The sequence below is a fragment of the Ruegeria sp. CDSB086 genome (genome assembly GCF_059611065.1).
Genome location: NZ_JBXWOV010000006.1, coordinates 271,112 through 286,607, shown reverse-complemented (window position 1 = coordinate 286,607; position 15,496 = coordinate 271,112). Strand labels below are relative to the sequence as shown.

At 56.8% G+C, this 15,496-nt stretch carries 19 protein-coding genes; 10 read left to right on the top strand and 9 right to left on the bottom strand.

What is annotated here, in order from left to right; genetic code table 11:
- The first annotated feature begins 8 nt into the window (after window positions 1–8).
- The 5 genes from AC2FIO_RS14420 to AC2FIO_RS14400 all read left to right on the top strand — a co-directional run bounded on the left by AC2FIO_RS14420 (window position 9) and on the right by AC2FIO_RS14400 (window position 3,997).
- Window positions 9–959, top strand: coding sequence for an MBL fold metallo-hydrolase (locus tag AC2FIO_RS14420; protein ID WP_496698471.1), 951 nt, complete (start codon window positions 9–11; stop codon window positions 957–959).
- Window positions 960–1,096: 137 nt separating this feature from the next.
- Window positions 1,097–2,707, top strand: a complete 1,611-nt coding sequence (locus AC2FIO_RS14415; RefSeq protein WP_496698469.1) for an FAD-dependent oxidoreductase — start codon at window positions 1,097–1,099, stop codon at window positions 2,705–2,707.
- A 5-nt stretch (window positions 2,708–2,712) separates the two neighbouring features.
- Window positions 2,713–2,910 carry a DUF2783 domain-containing protein gene (locus AC2FIO_RS14410; RefSeq protein WP_199913527.1) on the top strand — a complete coding sequence of 66 codons (198 nt, stop codon included), beginning with the start codon at window positions 2,713–2,715 and terminating at the stop codon, window positions 2,908–2,910.
- 19 nt (window positions 2,911–2,929) lie between these two features.
- Window positions 2,930–3,568: a maleylacetoacetate isomerase gene (maiA, locus tag AC2FIO_RS14405; RefSeq protein ID WP_496698467.1), complete on the top strand. Its 639-nt coding sequence runs from the start codon at window positions 2,930–2,932 to the stop codon at window positions 3,566–3,568.
- 87 nt (window positions 3,569–3,655) lie between these two features.
- Entirely contained in the window at window positions 3,656–3,997 is a 342-nt protein-coding gene (locus AC2FIO_RS14400) for a DOPA 4,5-dioxygenase family protein (RefSeq protein ID WP_496698465.1), read from the top strand.
- On the opposite strand, the gene AC2FIO_RS14395 is transcribed toward AC2FIO_RS14400, so the two are convergent.
- Complete coding sequence (locus AC2FIO_RS14395; protein WP_496698463.1) at window positions 3,994–5,622, bottom strand: acyl-CoA synthetase; 1,629 nt, start codon at window positions 5,620–5,622, stop codon at window positions 3,994–3,996. The two genes, AC2FIO_RS14400 and AC2FIO_RS14395, sit on opposite strands and share 4 nt — an antisense overlap.
- A 92-nt stretch (window positions 5,623–5,714) precedes the next feature.
- The gene (locus AC2FIO_RS14390; protein WP_267885466.1) at window positions 5,715–5,837 is read right to left on the bottom strand and encodes a hypothetical protein; all 123 of its coding nucleotides are present in this window, start codon (window positions 5,835–5,837) and stop codon (window positions 5,715–5,717) included.
- 3 nt (window positions 5,838–5,840) lie between these two features.
- Between AC2FIO_RS14390 and AC2FIO_RS14385 the strand changes: the two genes are divergently transcribed.
- Together AC2FIO_RS14385 and AC2FIO_RS14380 are read left to right on the top strand one after the other, a co-directional pair.
- Window positions 5,841–7,238: an aminotransferase family protein gene (locus AC2FIO_RS14385; protein WP_496698460.1), complete on the top strand. Its 1,398-nt coding sequence runs from the start codon at window positions 5,841–5,843 to the stop codon at window positions 7,236–7,238.
- A 163-nt stretch (window positions 7,239–7,401) separates the two neighbouring features.
- Window positions 7,402–7,863 carry a hypothetical protein gene (locus AC2FIO_RS14380; protein WP_496698458.1) on the top strand — a complete coding sequence of 154 codons (462 nt, stop codon included), beginning with the start codon at window positions 7,402–7,404 and terminating at the stop codon, window positions 7,861–7,863.
- Between the two features lie 167 nt (window positions 7,864–8,030).
- Here the strand turns inward: AC2FIO_RS14380 and AC2FIO_RS14375 are convergent, their stop codons facing one another.
- The 6 genes from AC2FIO_RS14375 to pyk form a co-directional block, all read right to left on the bottom strand.
- On the bottom strand, window positions 8,031–8,426 hold the full coding sequence (locus AC2FIO_RS14375) for a hypothetical protein (protein ID WP_496698456.1): 396 nt from the start codon (window positions 8,424–8,426) through the stop codon (window positions 8,031–8,033).
- A gap of 141 nt (window positions 8,427–8,567) precedes the next feature.
- A complete protein-coding gene (gene rplT, locus AC2FIO_RS14370; protein ID WP_058273348.1) occupies window positions 8,568–8,933 on the bottom strand; it encodes a 50S ribosomal protein L20 in 366 nt (121 codons plus the stop codon).
- 14 nt (window positions 8,934–8,947) lie between these two features.
- Complete coding sequence (rpmI, locus tag AC2FIO_RS14365) at window positions 8,948–9,148, bottom strand: 50S ribosomal protein L35 (RefSeq protein ID WP_010443552.1); 201 nt, start codon at window positions 9,146–9,148, stop codon at window positions 8,948–8,950.
- Window positions 9,149–9,330: 182 nt separating this feature from the next.
- Complete coding sequence (locus AC2FIO_RS14360; protein WP_058279006.1) at window positions 9,331–10,881, bottom strand: alanine/glycine:cation symporter family protein; 1,551 nt, start codon at window positions 10,879–10,881, stop codon at window positions 9,331–9,333.
- Between the two features lie 14 nt (window positions 10,882–10,895).
- The gene (locus AC2FIO_RS14355) at window positions 10,896–11,333 is read right to left on the bottom strand and encodes a universal stress protein (RefSeq protein ID WP_058273350.1); all 438 of its coding nucleotides are present in this window, start codon (window positions 11,331–11,333) and stop codon (window positions 10,896–10,898) included.
- Window positions 11,334–11,577: 244 nt separating this feature from the next.
- Entirely contained in the window at window positions 11,578–13,023 is a 1,446-nt protein-coding gene (pyk, locus tag AC2FIO_RS14350) for a pyruvate kinase (RefSeq protein ID WP_108861341.1), read from the bottom strand.
- Between the two features lie 132 nt (window positions 13,024–13,155).
- Here pyk and AC2FIO_RS14345 point away from each other — a divergent pair, with 132 nt between their 5' ends.
- From AC2FIO_RS14345 to AC2FIO_RS14335, 3 genes are all read left to right on the top strand, one after another.
- Window positions 13,156–13,893 carry an N-formylglutamate amidohydrolase gene (locus AC2FIO_RS14345; protein ID WP_496698453.1) on the top strand — a complete coding sequence of 246 codons (738 nt, stop codon included), beginning with the start codon at window positions 13,156–13,158 and terminating at the stop codon, window positions 13,891–13,893.
- 67 nt (window positions 13,894–13,960) lie between these two features.
- Entirely contained in the window at window positions 13,961–14,200 is a 240-nt protein-coding gene (locus AC2FIO_RS14340; protein WP_058273353.1) for a DUF6868 family protein, read from the top strand.
- Window positions 14,201–14,277: 77 nt separating this feature from the next.
- The gene (locus tag AC2FIO_RS14335) at window positions 14,278–14,592 is read left to right on the top strand and encodes a DUF1244 domain-containing protein (RefSeq protein WP_496698450.1); all 315 of its coding nucleotides are present in this window, start codon (window positions 14,278–14,280) and stop codon (window positions 14,590–14,592) included.
- A gap of 43 nt (window positions 14,593–14,635) precedes the next feature.
- Here the strand turns inward: AC2FIO_RS14335 and AC2FIO_RS14330 are convergent, their stop codons facing one another.
- Window positions 14,636–15,496 carry a D-amino-acid transaminase gene (locus tag AC2FIO_RS14330; protein WP_496698448.1) on the bottom strand — a complete coding sequence of 287 codons (861 nt, stop codon included), beginning with the start codon at window positions 15,494–15,496 and terminating at the stop codon, window positions 14,636–14,638.

Genomic DNA, 15,496 nt, shown 5'->3' with positions numbered 1-15,496 from the left:
AACTCATCATGGCCAAGGCATTCGCGTCCCAGGGGGATATGTCGGAAAAGAAGATCTCTTTCACCGAGGTCGGCGAGGGCCTTTATGCCTTCACCGCCGAAGGCGATCCAAATTCCGGCGTCATCATTGGCGATGACAGCGTCATGATTGTCGAGGCGCAGGCGACCCCGCGTCTGGCCAACAAGGTGATCGAATGTGTGCGATCCGTGACCGACAAACCGATCACGCATGTTGCGCTGACCCACTACCACGCAGTCCGCGTTTTGGGGGCCAGCGCCTTTGGTGCGCAACAGATCCTCATGTCCGACATGGCGCGCGCCATGGTCGTTGAACGCGGGCAAGAGGACTGGGACAGTGAGTTTCAGCGTTTCCCCCGCCTGTTCGAAGGACATGAAAGCATCCCCGGCCTGACCTGGCCCACCACCACATTCAGCGACACGATGACGGTTTATCTGGGCAATCGCCGGGTCGATCTTATGCATTTGGGCCGCGCACACACCGCAGGTGATATCGTCATTCACGTGCCCGATCAGAATGTCATGTTCACCGGTGACATCGTCGAATATCACTCGGCCTGCTATTGCGGCGACGGGCATTTCAGCGATTGGGGTGATACGCTAGATGAAATCAAGTGGTTCGACGTCGATGCCATCGCACCGGGTCGCGGAGACGCCCTGGTCGGCAAGGACATGGTCAATGCAGCGATCGAAAACACCCGTGACTTTGTCGAAAGCACCTATCGGCCCGCCGCAAAGGTTGCAGCCCGTGGCGGATCTCTGAAAGAGGCATGGGACGCGGTGCGCGCCGAATGCGATCCGAAATTCGCAGATTATGCGATCTATGAACACTGCCTGCCCTTCAATGTCGCCCGCGCCTATGACGAAGCGCGCGGCGTCGGCACGCCACGCATCTGGACCGCGCAGCGCGATCTTGAGATGTGGGAGGCCCTGCAAGGCTGAAGAAGTCGGGCAAACTTGATCCAGATCGTTTTGCGCAGAGGAAATAGGTGGAATCATGGACCGAGGCCTTCCAGCGCACCCGTGCCAGAGGGCAGGACCTTGCGCGCCCACGGCGCCTGAGTATCGGGGGAGAACCCATGAACAAGATCTTCGAAGTCCCGCTCTATGCCTATCAACGCAGCCCGGACCAAGACGCGGCAAGCTCAGTAAGACACAAGGTTATCGTAATCGGAGCCGGTCCAGTTGGATTGGCCGCAGCCATTGACCTGGCCCAGAAAGGGGTCCCTGTCGTCGTGCTGGACGACAATGACAAGGTTAGCTTTGGTAGCCGCGCGATCTGCTTTTCACAGCGCTCTCTGGAAATCGCCGACCGTCTGGGCGCCGGGGGTGAGTTGGTCGATAAAGGCGTGCTGTGGGATGCCGGCAAAGTCTTTTTTGACAACCGTCAGGTCTATGAGTTTCACCTGCAACCCGACGCGGGCTATGCGCACCCCGCCTTCATCAATCTGCAACAATACTATTTTGAAAAAGCGCTTGTTGAACGGGTACGGGAATTGCAGGCCGATGGCGCGTCGATTGAAATTCGCGGCCAGAACAAGGTCGAAGCCGTCGGTACGCACAACGATCACGTCAAGCTTGAAGTCGAAACTCCCGAAGGCCCCTATAACGTTGAGGCGGATTGGCTGATTGCCTGTGACGGTGCAAACTCGCCTACCCGCCGCATGCTCGGCCTGGATTTCGAAGGCCGCGTATTCGAAGACAACTTTCTGATCGCTGACGTGGTGATGCAGGCGGACTTCCCGACCGAACGCTGGTTCTGGTTCGACCCGCCGTTCAATCGCGGACAGTCTGCCCTACTGCACAAACAACCCGACAACGTGTGGCGGATCGACCTGCAACTGGGCAGGGACATCGACCCCGAGCATGAAAAACAACCTGAAAACGTGATCCCCCGGCTCAAGGCGATGCTGGGCGAAGAGATCAATTTCGAACTTGAATGGGTCTCGATCTACACGTTCCAATGCCGTCGGATGGAGCGGTTCCGTCATGGTCGCGTTTTGTTTGCGGGCGACAGCGCTCATCAGGTCAGCCCCTTTGGCGCGCGCGGGGCCAACTCTGGTCTGCAGGACACAGACAACCTGTGCTGGAAACTAAAGATGGTTATAGACGGCGAAGCCCCCGAGCTTTTGCTGGAAAGCTATAACCGCGAACGGGTCGAAGCCGCGGATGAGAACATTCGCATGTCCACCCTATCGACGGAATTTATCACGCCCAAATCCGATATGTCGCGTCTTTTGCGGGATGCGGTTTTGGACCTCAGCGAGCACTACGCATTTGCGCGCCCGCTGGTCAATTCCGGCCGGTTGAGCACACCATGCGCATATTCCGGATCATCGCTAAGTTCTGCGGATGCTCTGACCGGGCCAGAGATCACGCGCCCCGGTTCCGCCTGCCCGGACGCGCCTTTGGGCGAGGAATTTCTGCTGCCCAAGTTGGCCGGGAAATTCACTTTGTTGACTATAGATGCGGACGCTCCTGACAGTCTAGAAGAAGGCGGCGTTACGGCCACGCGACTGGCTCTCTCGGTCAAGGATGACCTGACTTTGGAGTTGAAGCGCAGGTATCTGGGCGATGCCCCGGGTGCGGTTTATCTGATCCGACCTGACCAGCACGTCGCCGCGCGCCGCGACACGTTCGAAGAAAACGCATTCCGGCAGGCGATCCGCCGGGCAACAGGTAAGGAGTGAGCGAAATGACCGATCTGATCCTTTCCCCCAATCTGGAAAATGCCGACGGTTTCTATGCCGATCTGGTGGCGGCGCATGATGGGCTGGTCAAAGCCGACAGTGACGCCCTGAATGCACGTCTGGTTCTGGTCCTGGCCAATCACATTGGGAACGCAAATGTATTGTCTAGCGCCCTGATAGCCGCCACGCTGAAGGACACCTGACGAACTGAGGAGATCGATGATGAGCGGCGTGGTGCTGTATGACTTTTGGCGGTCTTCGGCCAGTTACAGGGTGCGCATCGCACTGAACCTGGCTGGGATCAGCTATCGCGCCGCTTCAATTGATCTGGCAGCGGGCGAACAAAGGTCCGGCAACCACTTGGCGCGTAATCCACAAGGGTTGGTCCCCGTGCTCGAGATTGACGGGCTGCGGTTGACGCAATCTCTGGCTATTATCGACTATCTTGACCAAACGCGCGGCCTTGGACTGTTGCCTCCGGAACCGGCGGCCCGGGCACATGCGCTGGCTTTGGCGCAATCCATCGCGGTCGATGTGCATCCGGTCTGCAATTTGTCCGTCGCGCAGTATGCGGCCGCGCTGAGTGATGGTGCTGACGGGATGCCCGGCACCTGGATGCGCCATTTCATTCGCCCCGGCCTACTGGCTTTTGAGGCGCTTCTCGAGGGCTTCGAACAAGCGCCCTATTGCACCGGGGCCAAGCCCGGACTGGCCGATGTTTGCCTGGTCCCGCAAATGTATAATGCGCGCCGTTGGGACGTGGATTTATCGGACTTGCCGCGCAGTCTAAGCGCCGAGATCGCTTGTGCCGAACATCCCGCCTTTGCCGCAGCCCACCCAGATATCCACGCACCCTCTTGACCTGGCGCACAGAGCCTGTGTGACGGCGCAAGTGGCAATACCATTTGCAGCGCCGTACCTTGTTCGAAACGTATGCAAGAGGTCCCAATGCCAGAGATCACCGGCTATCACGCCCATGTCTATTACGACGCAAATACGCAAGCCATTGCCCGGCAGGTCTGTGAAGAGGTCGCCGGCCTGTTTCCTGTTCAAATGGGGCGCATGCATGCCAAAAATGTAGGCCCCCACCCGCGATGGAGCTGCCAGCTGGGCTTTGGCCCGGACGCGTTCGATCAAGTCATGCCGTGGCTAATGCTGAACCGACAGGGCCTGACCATCTTCACCCACCCCGAAACCGGCGACCATCTGGCGGATCATCGGGACCGGGCCATCTGGATGGGTGAAATGCTGGATCTTGATCTGTCGATCTTTGACAAGGTGGGCGCTTAAGTCAGCGCCTTTGCCTGATCCCGCAATTTGAACTTTTGGATCTTGCCAGTCGAGGTCTTGGGTAAAGGTCCAAACACCACCGTTTTGGGGGCCTTAAAATGGGCCATGTTTTCCCGACAGAAGCCGATGATATCCGCGTCGCTCGCCTGTGCGTTAGGCTTTAGTTCAACGAACGCACAGGGTGTTTCACCCCACTTGTCGTCCGGGCGCGCGACCACGGCTGCCTCCATAACGGCCGGGTGTTTGTAAAGGATATCCTCAACCTCAACCGACGAAATATTCTCGCCACCTGAAATGATGATGTCCTTGGACCGGTCCTTGAGCGCGATGTAGCCGTCCGGATGCATCACCCCCAGATCACCCGAGGCAAACCATCCGCCACGAAACGCCTTATCTGTGGCCTCGGCGTTCTTGAGGTACCCTTTCATGACGACGTTGCCCTGCATGAAAATCTCACCCATCGTCTCGCCATCAGAGGGCACAGGTTCCAGCGTGTCCGGGTCGGCAACCATAAGCCCGGACAGGGCGGAGTAGCGGACACCCTGACGGACCTTAAGAGCGGCGCGTTCCTTGGCCTCTTTACCGTTCCATTCATCTTTCCAGGCGCAGACAACGGAGGGGCCATAAGTTTCGGTCAAACCATATACATGAGTGACCTCGACGCCCATGTTTTCCATACTTTCGATCACCGCGGCGGGCGGCGGCGCGCCAGCGGTCATCACCTTGATCTCATGATCGAAATCCTTGAGGTGGTCGGGCGCATTGGCCAGCATGTTAAGAACAATCGGTGCTCCGCAGAAATGTGTTACTTTCTCATCCCGGAATGCGGCATAAATCGGTTCGTCCCGCACGGCCCGCAGACAGACCGAAACACCCGCATTCGCGGCCATCGCCCAAGGAAAACACCAGCCGTTGCAGTGGAACATTGGCAGGGTCCACAAATAGACCGAATGCTTTGGCATGTTCCAGTCCAGCAGGTCCGACTGCGCGTTCAGCGCAGCGCCCCGGTGGTGATACACGACGCCCTTGGGATTGCCTGTTGTCCCCGAGGTATAGTTCAACGTGATCGCGTCCCACTCATCTTTGGGTAAGGACCAGTTGAATTCAGGGTCGCCCTCGGCCAGTAAGGCGTCATAGGTCAGGCCGCCGAGCTTCTCACCACCGTCAAAGCTCGGGTCCTCGATATCGACGATCAGTACATCGTGATCCACCTGTTTCAGCGCCTCTTTGACCACACCTGAGAACTCGGGATCGACCAGAAGGACTTTGGATTCCGCGTGATTCAAAATGAAGGCAATGATCGGTGCGTCCAATCGAGTGTTGATGGCATTCAGAACAGCACCTGCCATCGGCACGCCAAAATGCGCCTCATACATTTCCGGAATGTTGGCCGCGATGACTGAAACCGTGTCGCCCGTGCTGATTCCGCGGGCGGACAATGCGCCTGCCAGCCGGCGACAGCGGGCATAGGTTTCAGCCCATGTATAGCGACGCGCGCCGTAAACCACGGAAGGATAATCCGGGTAAATGTGCGCTGTCCGCTCGATAAAACTCAGCGGTGACAACGGTGTATAGTTTGCCCGACATTTGTCCAAATGACGCTCATAGATGCTGGCTTGTGTCATTTGCTGACCCTCCCTCTGCGGTTCCGGCGAATTGAGCACAAAGTCGTTCCTCTGACAAACCCGTAAAAATACGGCGTGGCCATGGACTGGAATTACGGGATGGTGCAATCTGGCCCTATCTCCGACAGAGCTTTCGCGGTGATCTGAGCCATCGAAAACACAAAGCCGGGACGGCCCTTTTCGCCGCCCGCGCCCCAGCCATTCTGAAAGGACATGTCATGGACGGCACGTTCAACGAAAACGATCTCTCGCACGTGGTCGAAGCCGACCGCGCCCATATCTGGCACCACCTGCTGCAGCATAAGCCATTGGAAAGCAACGATCCGAAGATCATTGTCGAAGGCAAAGGCATGCGTGTCTGGGACCAGAACGGCAAAGAGCATCTGGATGCCGTGTCCGGTGGCGTCTGGACCGTTAACGTCGGCTATGGCCGCGAATCGATCTGTAAGGCGGTTCACGACCAGCTGATGAAGCTGTGCTATTTCGCCAATACCGCAGGGTCTATCCCCGGTTCGATCTTTGCTGAAAAGCTGATCAGCAAAATGCCGGGAATGAGCCGCGTTTATTACACCAACTCCGGTTCCGAAGCGAACGAGAAGGCGTTCAAGATGGTTCGCCAGATCGCGCACAAGCGCTATGGCGGCAAAAAAACCAAGATCCTGTACCGTGACCGCGACTATCACGGCTCGACCCTGGCAACCATGTCTGCAGGCGGTCAGGACGAGCGTACGGCGCAGTACGGTCCGTTCGCACCAGACTTTGTCCGCGTTCCGCATTGCATGGAATACCGCAAGCACGAGCTGGGCTTGGAAGAGCTGTCCGGCGAGGCATTCGGCAAAGCAGCCGCGGACGCCATCGAAGAGGTGATCCTACGCGAAGGCCCCGAAACCGTTGGTGCGCTGTGCCTTGAGCCTGTGACCGCCGGTGGTGGCGTGATTGAAGCGCCCGAAGGTTACTGGGAACGCGTGCAGGAAATCTGCAAAAAGTACGACATCCTGCTGCATATCGACGAAGTCGTCTGCGGCGTCGGTCGTACCGGCACCTGGTTCGGCTATCAGCAATACGGCATCAAGCCTGACTTCGTGACCATGGCCAAAGGCGTTGCCTCGGGCTATGCGGCGATTGCCGTGATGGTTACCACCGAAGAAGTCTTTGACATGTTCAAAGACGACATGTCGGACCCGCTGAGCTATTTCCGCGACATCTCGACTTTTGGTGGCTGCACCGCCGGTCCAGCTGCGGCAATCGAAAACATGCGCATCATCGAAGACGAGAACCTGCTGCAGAACTGCATTGATATGGGCGACCGGATGTTGGGCAACCTGCAAGCGCTGATGGAAAAGCATGAAGTCATCGGCGACGTACGCGGCAAGGGCCTGTTCCTGGGTGCCGAACTGGTTTCCGATCGGGCCACCAAAGAGCCAATGGATGAGAAAAGGGTTCAGGCGGTCGTTGCCGACTGTATGGCGCAGGGCGTCATCATCGGGGCCACCAACCGTTCGATCCCCAGTCGCAACAACACGCTGTGCTTCTCGCCTGCACTGATTGCAACCGCAGACGACATCGACCAGATCACTGATGCGGTCGACGGCGCACTGGGTCGTGTATTCGGCTGAACCTAACTGGAATATATCTGCCATCACTCATGCAATCACGGCAGATGAACTTAGACCGGCGCGACCACCGCGCCGGTTTTTTTGTGTTTACACACGCGGGTTTGTCAAATGCGCCAACTCAATTACCCTGTGGTTATCACACCCCATGCAGGAGAAGTGTCCAATGGTACTCAAGCTCATCCGAAGCCTCGCCGCCGTGGCCATCCTTGCGGTCGCCACCCCTTCCAGCGCCGATGAAGGCAGCGGCTTTCCCCAGATCGTCGGCACCTGGCACGGCACCTATCTGGTGGGCTTTGCAAAATCGAACCCGAACCACGCAAAGGGCTTGCTGAAGACCGAGATGGAGCTGGAGATCACCAAGCTGGACGGCAACCTGATCACCGCCACCAATCGCTGGCGTCGGATCGGCGACACCGATTGGATCGTAGAAGAGGCTATGGGCACCTTTTCGTTGGACGAGCCCACCCGCTTTGTTCTGGCCGAGGCCGGGATTTCGGGCGACGATGTGTCAGCCGGGATATTCAACGGAGTCTATCTGGATGACGTGATCATGGTCACCTATGCCGGGCCGGGAACGGGCGTGTCCTTTGCGGCGCAGTTGGTGAAGAAGAACGACAGCAACTAATGCGTGCCGAGAGTTAGTGCGGTCCAGAAAACCTAATATGCAAAGACCCATGTCGCCTAAGTCCGCTGTGCGGACAAAGCAGCCAAGCACAGTTACCGATTCATCCGAGCTTTGTCACTGTGTAGTAAGAAAATGTCTAAGCAAACGAGGCTGCAAAACAGTTGTCATCATCTTTCCCAAAGTGGCTGGCATTCAGCAGCAAAAGGGAAAACGCCTTCTTCCCAAGGCCCTTTTGGGTTTTCATCCCGAACAATTAGGCCTGGTCTGGCAAAAATTCGCATGTGGACCCCACTGCCGTCATCAAAGAAGTAGTAGATGGCGTCCCACTCTCCATCAAGTCTGCTGAACCTTTCATAAGCGCCTTCCCCAATACGCATAAGCCTCTGCGGTCTCTCGTCGGCATATCGTCTTACGGCGATGTCACCATAGAAATCCCAAATTTGGAGGCCGAGGTTAGACATACGTTCGCAGGATAAAACAGTCATATCTACCGGTTTAGATTGTGCAGAGGTTCCTGCGACCCATACGATTGATAAAAAGACCAAATGAAGTGCAGTTTTCATAACGTGCAGGCTAGACGTTACCTCTTGAAAATGAAAGTCATTATGACTGCTTTGGGCTCGAAGCGGACTATCTAATCACGAACAAAAAAAGGCCGCCCCAAACGGGACGGCCCTTCATTCACTGTCTCTGCTAAGAGAGGATCAGGCAGCCAGAGCGGCCTGAGCTTTGGCGACGATCGTGCCGAACGCTTCCGGTTCGTGCACGGCCAGGTCGGCCAGAACTTTACGATCCACTTCGATACCGGCCAGGGTCAGGCCGTTGATGAAGCGGGAATATGTCAGTGCTTCGTCATGCGAACGGACAGCAGCGTTGATACGCTGGATCCACAGTGCGCGGAAGTTGCGCTTGCGGTTCTTACGGTCGCGGGTTGCATACTGGTTAGCCTTGTCGACGGCCTGACGGGCAACCTTGAAGGTGCTCTTGCGGCGGCCATAGTAACCTTTGGCGGCCTTGATAACCTTCTTGTGACGGGCGTGAGTTACGGTTCCACCTTTAACGCGGGACATCTCTTAATCTCCTCTTAGCGGTCGTAGGGCATGTAGCCCTTGACGATCTTGGCGTCGGGGGCGGACAGGGTGGTGTTGCCACGGGCGTCGCGGATGAATTTCTTGGTCCGCTTGATCATGCCGTGACGTTTGCCGGCCTGGCCAGCAAGGACCTTACCGGTCGCAGTCACCTTAAAGCGCTTTTTGGCGCTCGACTTTGTCTTCATCTTAGGCATTTCCGTCTCCTTTCGGGGTTCGGTTTCAGACGCGACTCGGCATGCCATCTCGGCCGGTCACGCGATCAGAAGCGCCGTTTACGCAAGTTCGACTATACTGGCAAGGGGGTTTGGACCAGAATCTGCGCTTTTTACAGGCTGATCAGGCACCGGGGCGACAAAGGCCGCCCCGGTGGTTTGATTTAGTGTTCGAATTTGCGGATTTCGCCAGTCTTTAGTCGACTCGCATAGCTGGCCAGTTCTTCACGCACCACCTTCATCAGGAAGTAGAGCGCAAACACGTTCACGACCGCCATCGCAAAGATTGCCGCATCCGAGAAGTCGATTACAGGGCCAAGATTGGCCGCCGCGCCGATAACAACGAAGATGCAGAAGATGACCTTGAACACCAGCTCCTTGGCGTGGCCTTCCCCGAACAGATAAGTCCAGGCCTTGAGGCCATAGTAGGACCAGCTGATCATGGTTGAGAAGGCAAACAAGACCACCGCAATCGCCAGTACATATGGGAACCAGCTGAAGGCACTTCCAAAGGCCGCCGAGGTCAGGCTGACGCCCGAGTTGCCATCAACAGTCGCAATGGCATTACCCGCTTCGTTCAGCATGTAATTGCCGGTTTCCGGATCGACGATCAGCTGCTGGGTGATGATGATCACCAGCGCAGTCATCGTACAGATCACGACCGTATCGATGAACGGCTCAAGCAACGAGACGAACCCTTCGGTGATCGGCTCTTTGGTCCGCACCGCCGAGTGTGCGATCGCTGCAGAACCCACGCCCGCTTCGTTCGAGAACGCAGCACGACGGAAGCCTTGGATCAGCGCCCCGACCATACCACCAGCAACGCCGAGGCCGGTGAAGGCACCTGCGAAAATCTGGCCGAACGCCCAGCCGATTTGATCAGCATTCATGATGATGATCACCAACGCAGCAGCCACATACAGGATGCCCATGAAGGGAACGACCTTTTCGGTCACCCGTGCGATGGATTTCAGTCCACCCACAATGACAAGGAACACGATGATTGCAAAGACAACCCCTGTGATCCATCCGGGATAGTCGCCCGTGATGCCCGCGATCTGTTGGTGCGCCTGATTGGCCTGGAACATATTGCCCCCGCCCAGCGCGCCCAGAATACAGAAGATCGAGAACAGGACGGCCAGGATCTTGCCTCCAGGCAAGCCAAGCTCGTCAAATCCCTTGGACATATAGTACATCGGGCCACCGGAAACGGTGCCATCCTCGTATTCGTTGCGGTATTTCACGCCCAACGTACATTCGGTGAATTTCGACGCCATGCCCAGAAGGCCCGCGACAATCATCCAGAAGGTGGCACCCGGTCCGCCAATGCCGACAGCAACCGCCACACCGGCGATGTTGCCTAGGCCAACCGTACCCGACAGCGCCGTGGCCAGAGCCTGAAAGTGGCTGACCTCACCCGCATCGTTGGGGTCGGAGTAGTCACCTTTGACAAGGCTGATCGCATGGCCAAAGAACCTGAGCTGCACAAAGGCAAAGTACAGCGTAAAGACAGTCGCCGCGACGACCAACCAACCCACGATCCACGGGAAACTGGTTCCCGGAAACGGAGCAAAGATAAAGCTGACAAATGGCCCGGTGAAATCGGCAAATGCCTGATTGATCTTGTCGTCCAGTCCAGGCGCGTCTTGCGCCATTGCCGGTGCGGCGATCAAGGCGGCAATTACAGCCAGCCAGAGATGTTTCAACATAGTCATTCTCATCCCTCCTGTCAGTTCACAACAGTGACTGGCACATCGGCGTGCATGACCAGATTTTGGGTCGAGCTGCCAAACAAGCGTTTCTTGAAACCATCGGCCGAGGCGCGCCCGACGATGATCTGCGAACCGCCATTCTCGACGGTGATTGCGTTCAGAGTTTCAGCCACGTCGCCATGACGCACGATGCCCTGCACTGTGTAACCATCTGCGGTCAGGGCTTCGACAGCCGGGGTAACAATCCGGTTCGTCGCAAGTTCGATTTCTTCTTCTCGCCGCTTGTGCCGCAATGCGTTCTCTTCAGGGGTCTGAAAAGTAAATGGGGACCATTCGATGACATAAACAACCAGCAATTCACACGTGCCAATTCGGCCAGCCAGATCTTTGGCAAAGGCGATGGCGCGTTCTCCGGTTTCTGTCCCGTCCAGTCCAATGACAATTTTCGTTGTCATAACGTTCCTCCAATAATTTTGGTTATGCCGGGACCCGTGTACCCGGCAGGGCGGCCGGAACCTGGAACTTATTAAGTGGACCGCCCATGCGCCCGAGTATCCCGGAAAAACCCTCAAAAACAGAGAGTTATCTTCCGGACACATCCGTTATTTCGGCATGTTATTGAAATTTATATATTTTTTTCGCCTAAAATTTAAGCGTATCGGTTTGATACCTGCTTTTCTAGACCCTGTATCGCAACTGTCACCCAGGATCAGTGTTGTAGATCAGTCGTTCATCGCAAGGCGCGATACGCAAAATATTGGTCGTTCCCGGGACGTTGAAAGGCACGCCAGCAGTCACCACGATCTGATCGGCTTCGGAAGCGAACCCTCCGGCACGGGCCGCACGGGCCGCGTTGACGACAGCACCTTTGAACCGCTCCAGCTCGGGCGTCATCACGCAATGACAGCCCCAGCTCAGACACAGACGCCGCGCGGTTCCGGTGGCCGGCGTCATTGCGATGATCGGAACGCCCGGACGCTCGCGGGCGGTCAGCAGCGCGGTGGTGCCGCTTTGGGTAAAACAGCAAATCGCTTTGATATCTGTTTTTTCGGCAATCTCGCGCGCGGCGGCAACGATACCATCTGCAATAGTCGTCCCCTTTGCCGTCCGGGACGCCGCTATGATCTGCGTATAGGTCGGGTCGGCTTCGACCTCGATGGCGACCTTGTTCATAGTTTGTACAGCCTCGATCGGATACGTACCCGCCGCGGATTCCGCGCTGAGCATGATCGCATCCGTGCCCTCGTAGATTGCCGTCGCCACGTCCGAGACCTCGGCCCGGGTTGGCATCGGGCTTTCGATCATGCTTTCCAGCATCTGGGTGGCCACGATCACAGGTTTAGCCGCCCCACGGCATTTGCGCACCAGTCGTTTCTGGATCGGGGGCACGGCTGACACCGGAAGCTCGACACCCAGATCGCCGCGCGCGACCATGATCCCATCAGAGGCATCCAGAATATCGTCGAATGCCTCGACCGCTGCAGGCTTTTCGATCTTCGACAGGATGGATGCACGCCCATCTGCCAGCGCGCGAGCCTCAAACACGTCCTTGGCGCGCTGCACAAAGCTGAGCGCCAGCCAGTCCACGCCCAGTTGGCAGACAAACTCCAGATCATCACGGTCCTTGGCCGACAAGGCGGCCAGGGGCAGCACCACATCAGGAACGTTCACACCTTTGCGGTTCGAGATCGTACCGCCGACCTCAACGGTGCAATTGGCAAAATCCTGGCCACAGTCCTGCACGGTCAGGCGGATTTTGCCGTCGTTGACCAGAAGGCGCGCACCCGGCTCCAACGCGGCAAAAATCTCGGGATGCGGCAGGCAAACGCGGTTGATATCTCCGGGCGCAGGGTCCAAGTCCAGACGGAAGGCCGCGCCTTCTTCAAGTTCTTCTGCGTCGTTGGCGAACACCCCGACACGCAACTTGGGTCCTTGAAGGTCAGCCAGAATTGCTATTGGCCTGTCCAGATCTTTTTCAATCTGTCGGATGATCCGGTGGCGTTCGCGGATCTCATCATGGCTGCCGTGACTCATATTCAGGCGGAAGACGTCTGCGCCTGCCTCGTACAGCGCGCGGATCATGTCATAGTCATTTGACGCCGGTCCCAGCGTCGCCACGATTTTCACATTTCTCAGGCGTCGCATTGGTCTGGCTCTCCTAACGTCTTCTCTTGATTCTGCGCAAATGTTACCGCAAACATTGCTCCGCCTGCTTATTGCGCAATTCCCTTTTCAAAGCAACTGCCCTAAACCTGCGACAAACTAGATGACAGGCTTATGACGTATTCCCCGTTTTTTATCCACGGCGCGGATCGGCCCTCGCGCTGGCTGATCACATGCGACCACGCATCCAACTTGGTTCCGCCCGAAATCCACGGTGGCGATCTTGGCCTACCTCGTGAAGATATGGAACGCCACATCGCTTATGATGTAGGTGCCTACGAGGTTTCAAAGCATCTGGGTGAGCTTTTGAATGCGCCCGTGATCGCAGCCAATTTTTCCCGCCTCGTGATTGATCCGAACCGCGGCGAGGATGATCCGACCTTGTTGATGAAGCTCTATGACGGGTCGATCATTCCCGGCAACCGGCACGCTGATGCGGTAGAACGAGAGCGGCGTTTGAACATGTGTTATCGCCCGTATCATGACGCGCTTGCGCAGATGGCCGCGTTGCCGCATGCAGTGATCGTGTCGATGCACTCGTTCACGCGGCAATTAAGGGGTCGTGATCCCCGCCCGTGGCATATTGGGGTTTTGCATACTCCGGACGAACGTTTCTCGGGCCCGTTGATCAGCCGTCTAGAGGCCGAGGGTGACCTTTGCGTCGGCGTTAATGAACCCTATACCGGCGTGCTGCCCGGTGATGCCATTGACAAACACTGTACCAGTTTTGGTCGCCCCAACGCACTGATCGAGCTGCGCAATGATCTGATTGCCGAACACGCAGGACAGCGAGAATGGGCCGAGCGGCTAGCCCCTATCCTGCAGGACGCGCTGGACCAAAGCGGCTTGTGACAAAAGCCCTCACTTCATTGTGAGAGCCAACCCCAGACCCCATATTATAGGGGTAAAGGAGGCCACTATGACTCAGGAATTTCTGACGTCCGTCTTTGGCTGGATGGCCGTGCTCAACATCGCGGTTCTGCTGTTCACCACAATGATGATATTGCTGTTGCAGGACTGGATCGCTGGCATTCACGGCAAAATGTTCCAGATGGAGCGCCCCGCAGTGAAACGGGCTTACTTCCGGTACCTGGCAAATTATAAGATCCTGACGCTGATCTTCTGCATCACCCCATGGCTGGCTTTGAAACTGGCCTGATACGCTGATTGTTGAATCATCGCCCCCGGGCCGCTAGGTCACATACAGCACGCATTCCTGTCATCCGGAGCCAGACCATGGACAAGCAAACCGAAATCGAACTTCAGGCCGCCGCATTCCGTCGCTTGCAACAGCATCTGATGGAGGATCGCACCGATGTGCAGAACATCGATATGATGAATCTCGCCGGGTTCTGCCGCAACTGCCTGTCGCGGTGGTATCAGGAAGCAGCCAACGAAAAAGGTATTCAGATGGGCAAGGACGAAGCCCGTCAAATTTTCTACGGCATGACCATGGATGAGTGGAAAGCCAAATACCAGACCGACGCCAGCCCGGAAAAACAGGCCGCCTTCAAAGTCGCGTTCGAAGAGAATGTAACGAACAAGGGCTGACGCCCAAACCGAAAGAGGCCCGCCAATCTGGCGGGCCTTTTCTTTAGATTGCGACCTTGCGGCTTTCGTCCAAATAGATTTCCCGCAAACGCTTGGCGATTGGTCCCGGTGTACCGTCGCCCAGCGCAACCCCGTCAATCTCGACCACGGGCATGACAAACGCACTGGCAGAAGTGGTGAAAGCCTCATCCGCTTCCTTCGCCTCATCAATGGTGAACAGGCGTTCTTCCACTTCCATCTGCGCTTCGGCGGCCATGCGCAGGACGGCCTTGCGGGTGATGCCGTGCAGAATGTCATTCGACAGTGGGCGGGTGACGATCTTGCCGTCCTTGACGTAGTAGGCGTTGTTGCTGGTGCCTTCGGTCACATAACCGTCCTCTATCAACCACGCATCGTCACAGCCAGCCTTCTTGGCCATCATCTTACCCATGGACGGGTACAGCAGCTGAACGGTCTTGATGTCGCGGCGGCCCCAGCGGATGTCTTCGATCGAGATGATCTTAGCACCCTTCTTGGCGGCTGGGCTATCGGCCAGGCCAGGCTTGTTCTGGGTGAACAGCACGAGGCTCGGCTTGGTGTCCACAGAAGGGAATACAAAATCGCGATCGCCATCCGATCCACGGCTGACCTGCAGGTAGATAAGCCCTTCTTCGATGCCGTTCAGCTCTACCAACTTGCGATGAATTTCAAGCAGCTCATCCTTGGTGCAGGGCTCAGCCATCTCCAGCTCATCCAGAGACCGCTTCAGACGCACGGCGTGACCTTCGAAATCGATCAGCTTGCCATCCAAAACGCTGGTAACCTCGTAGACAGCGTCTGCGAACAGAAAACCACGGTCAAAGATCGACACTTTGGCCTCGGTCTCGGGCAGGTATTCGCCATTTACAAAAACGGTGCGGGTCAT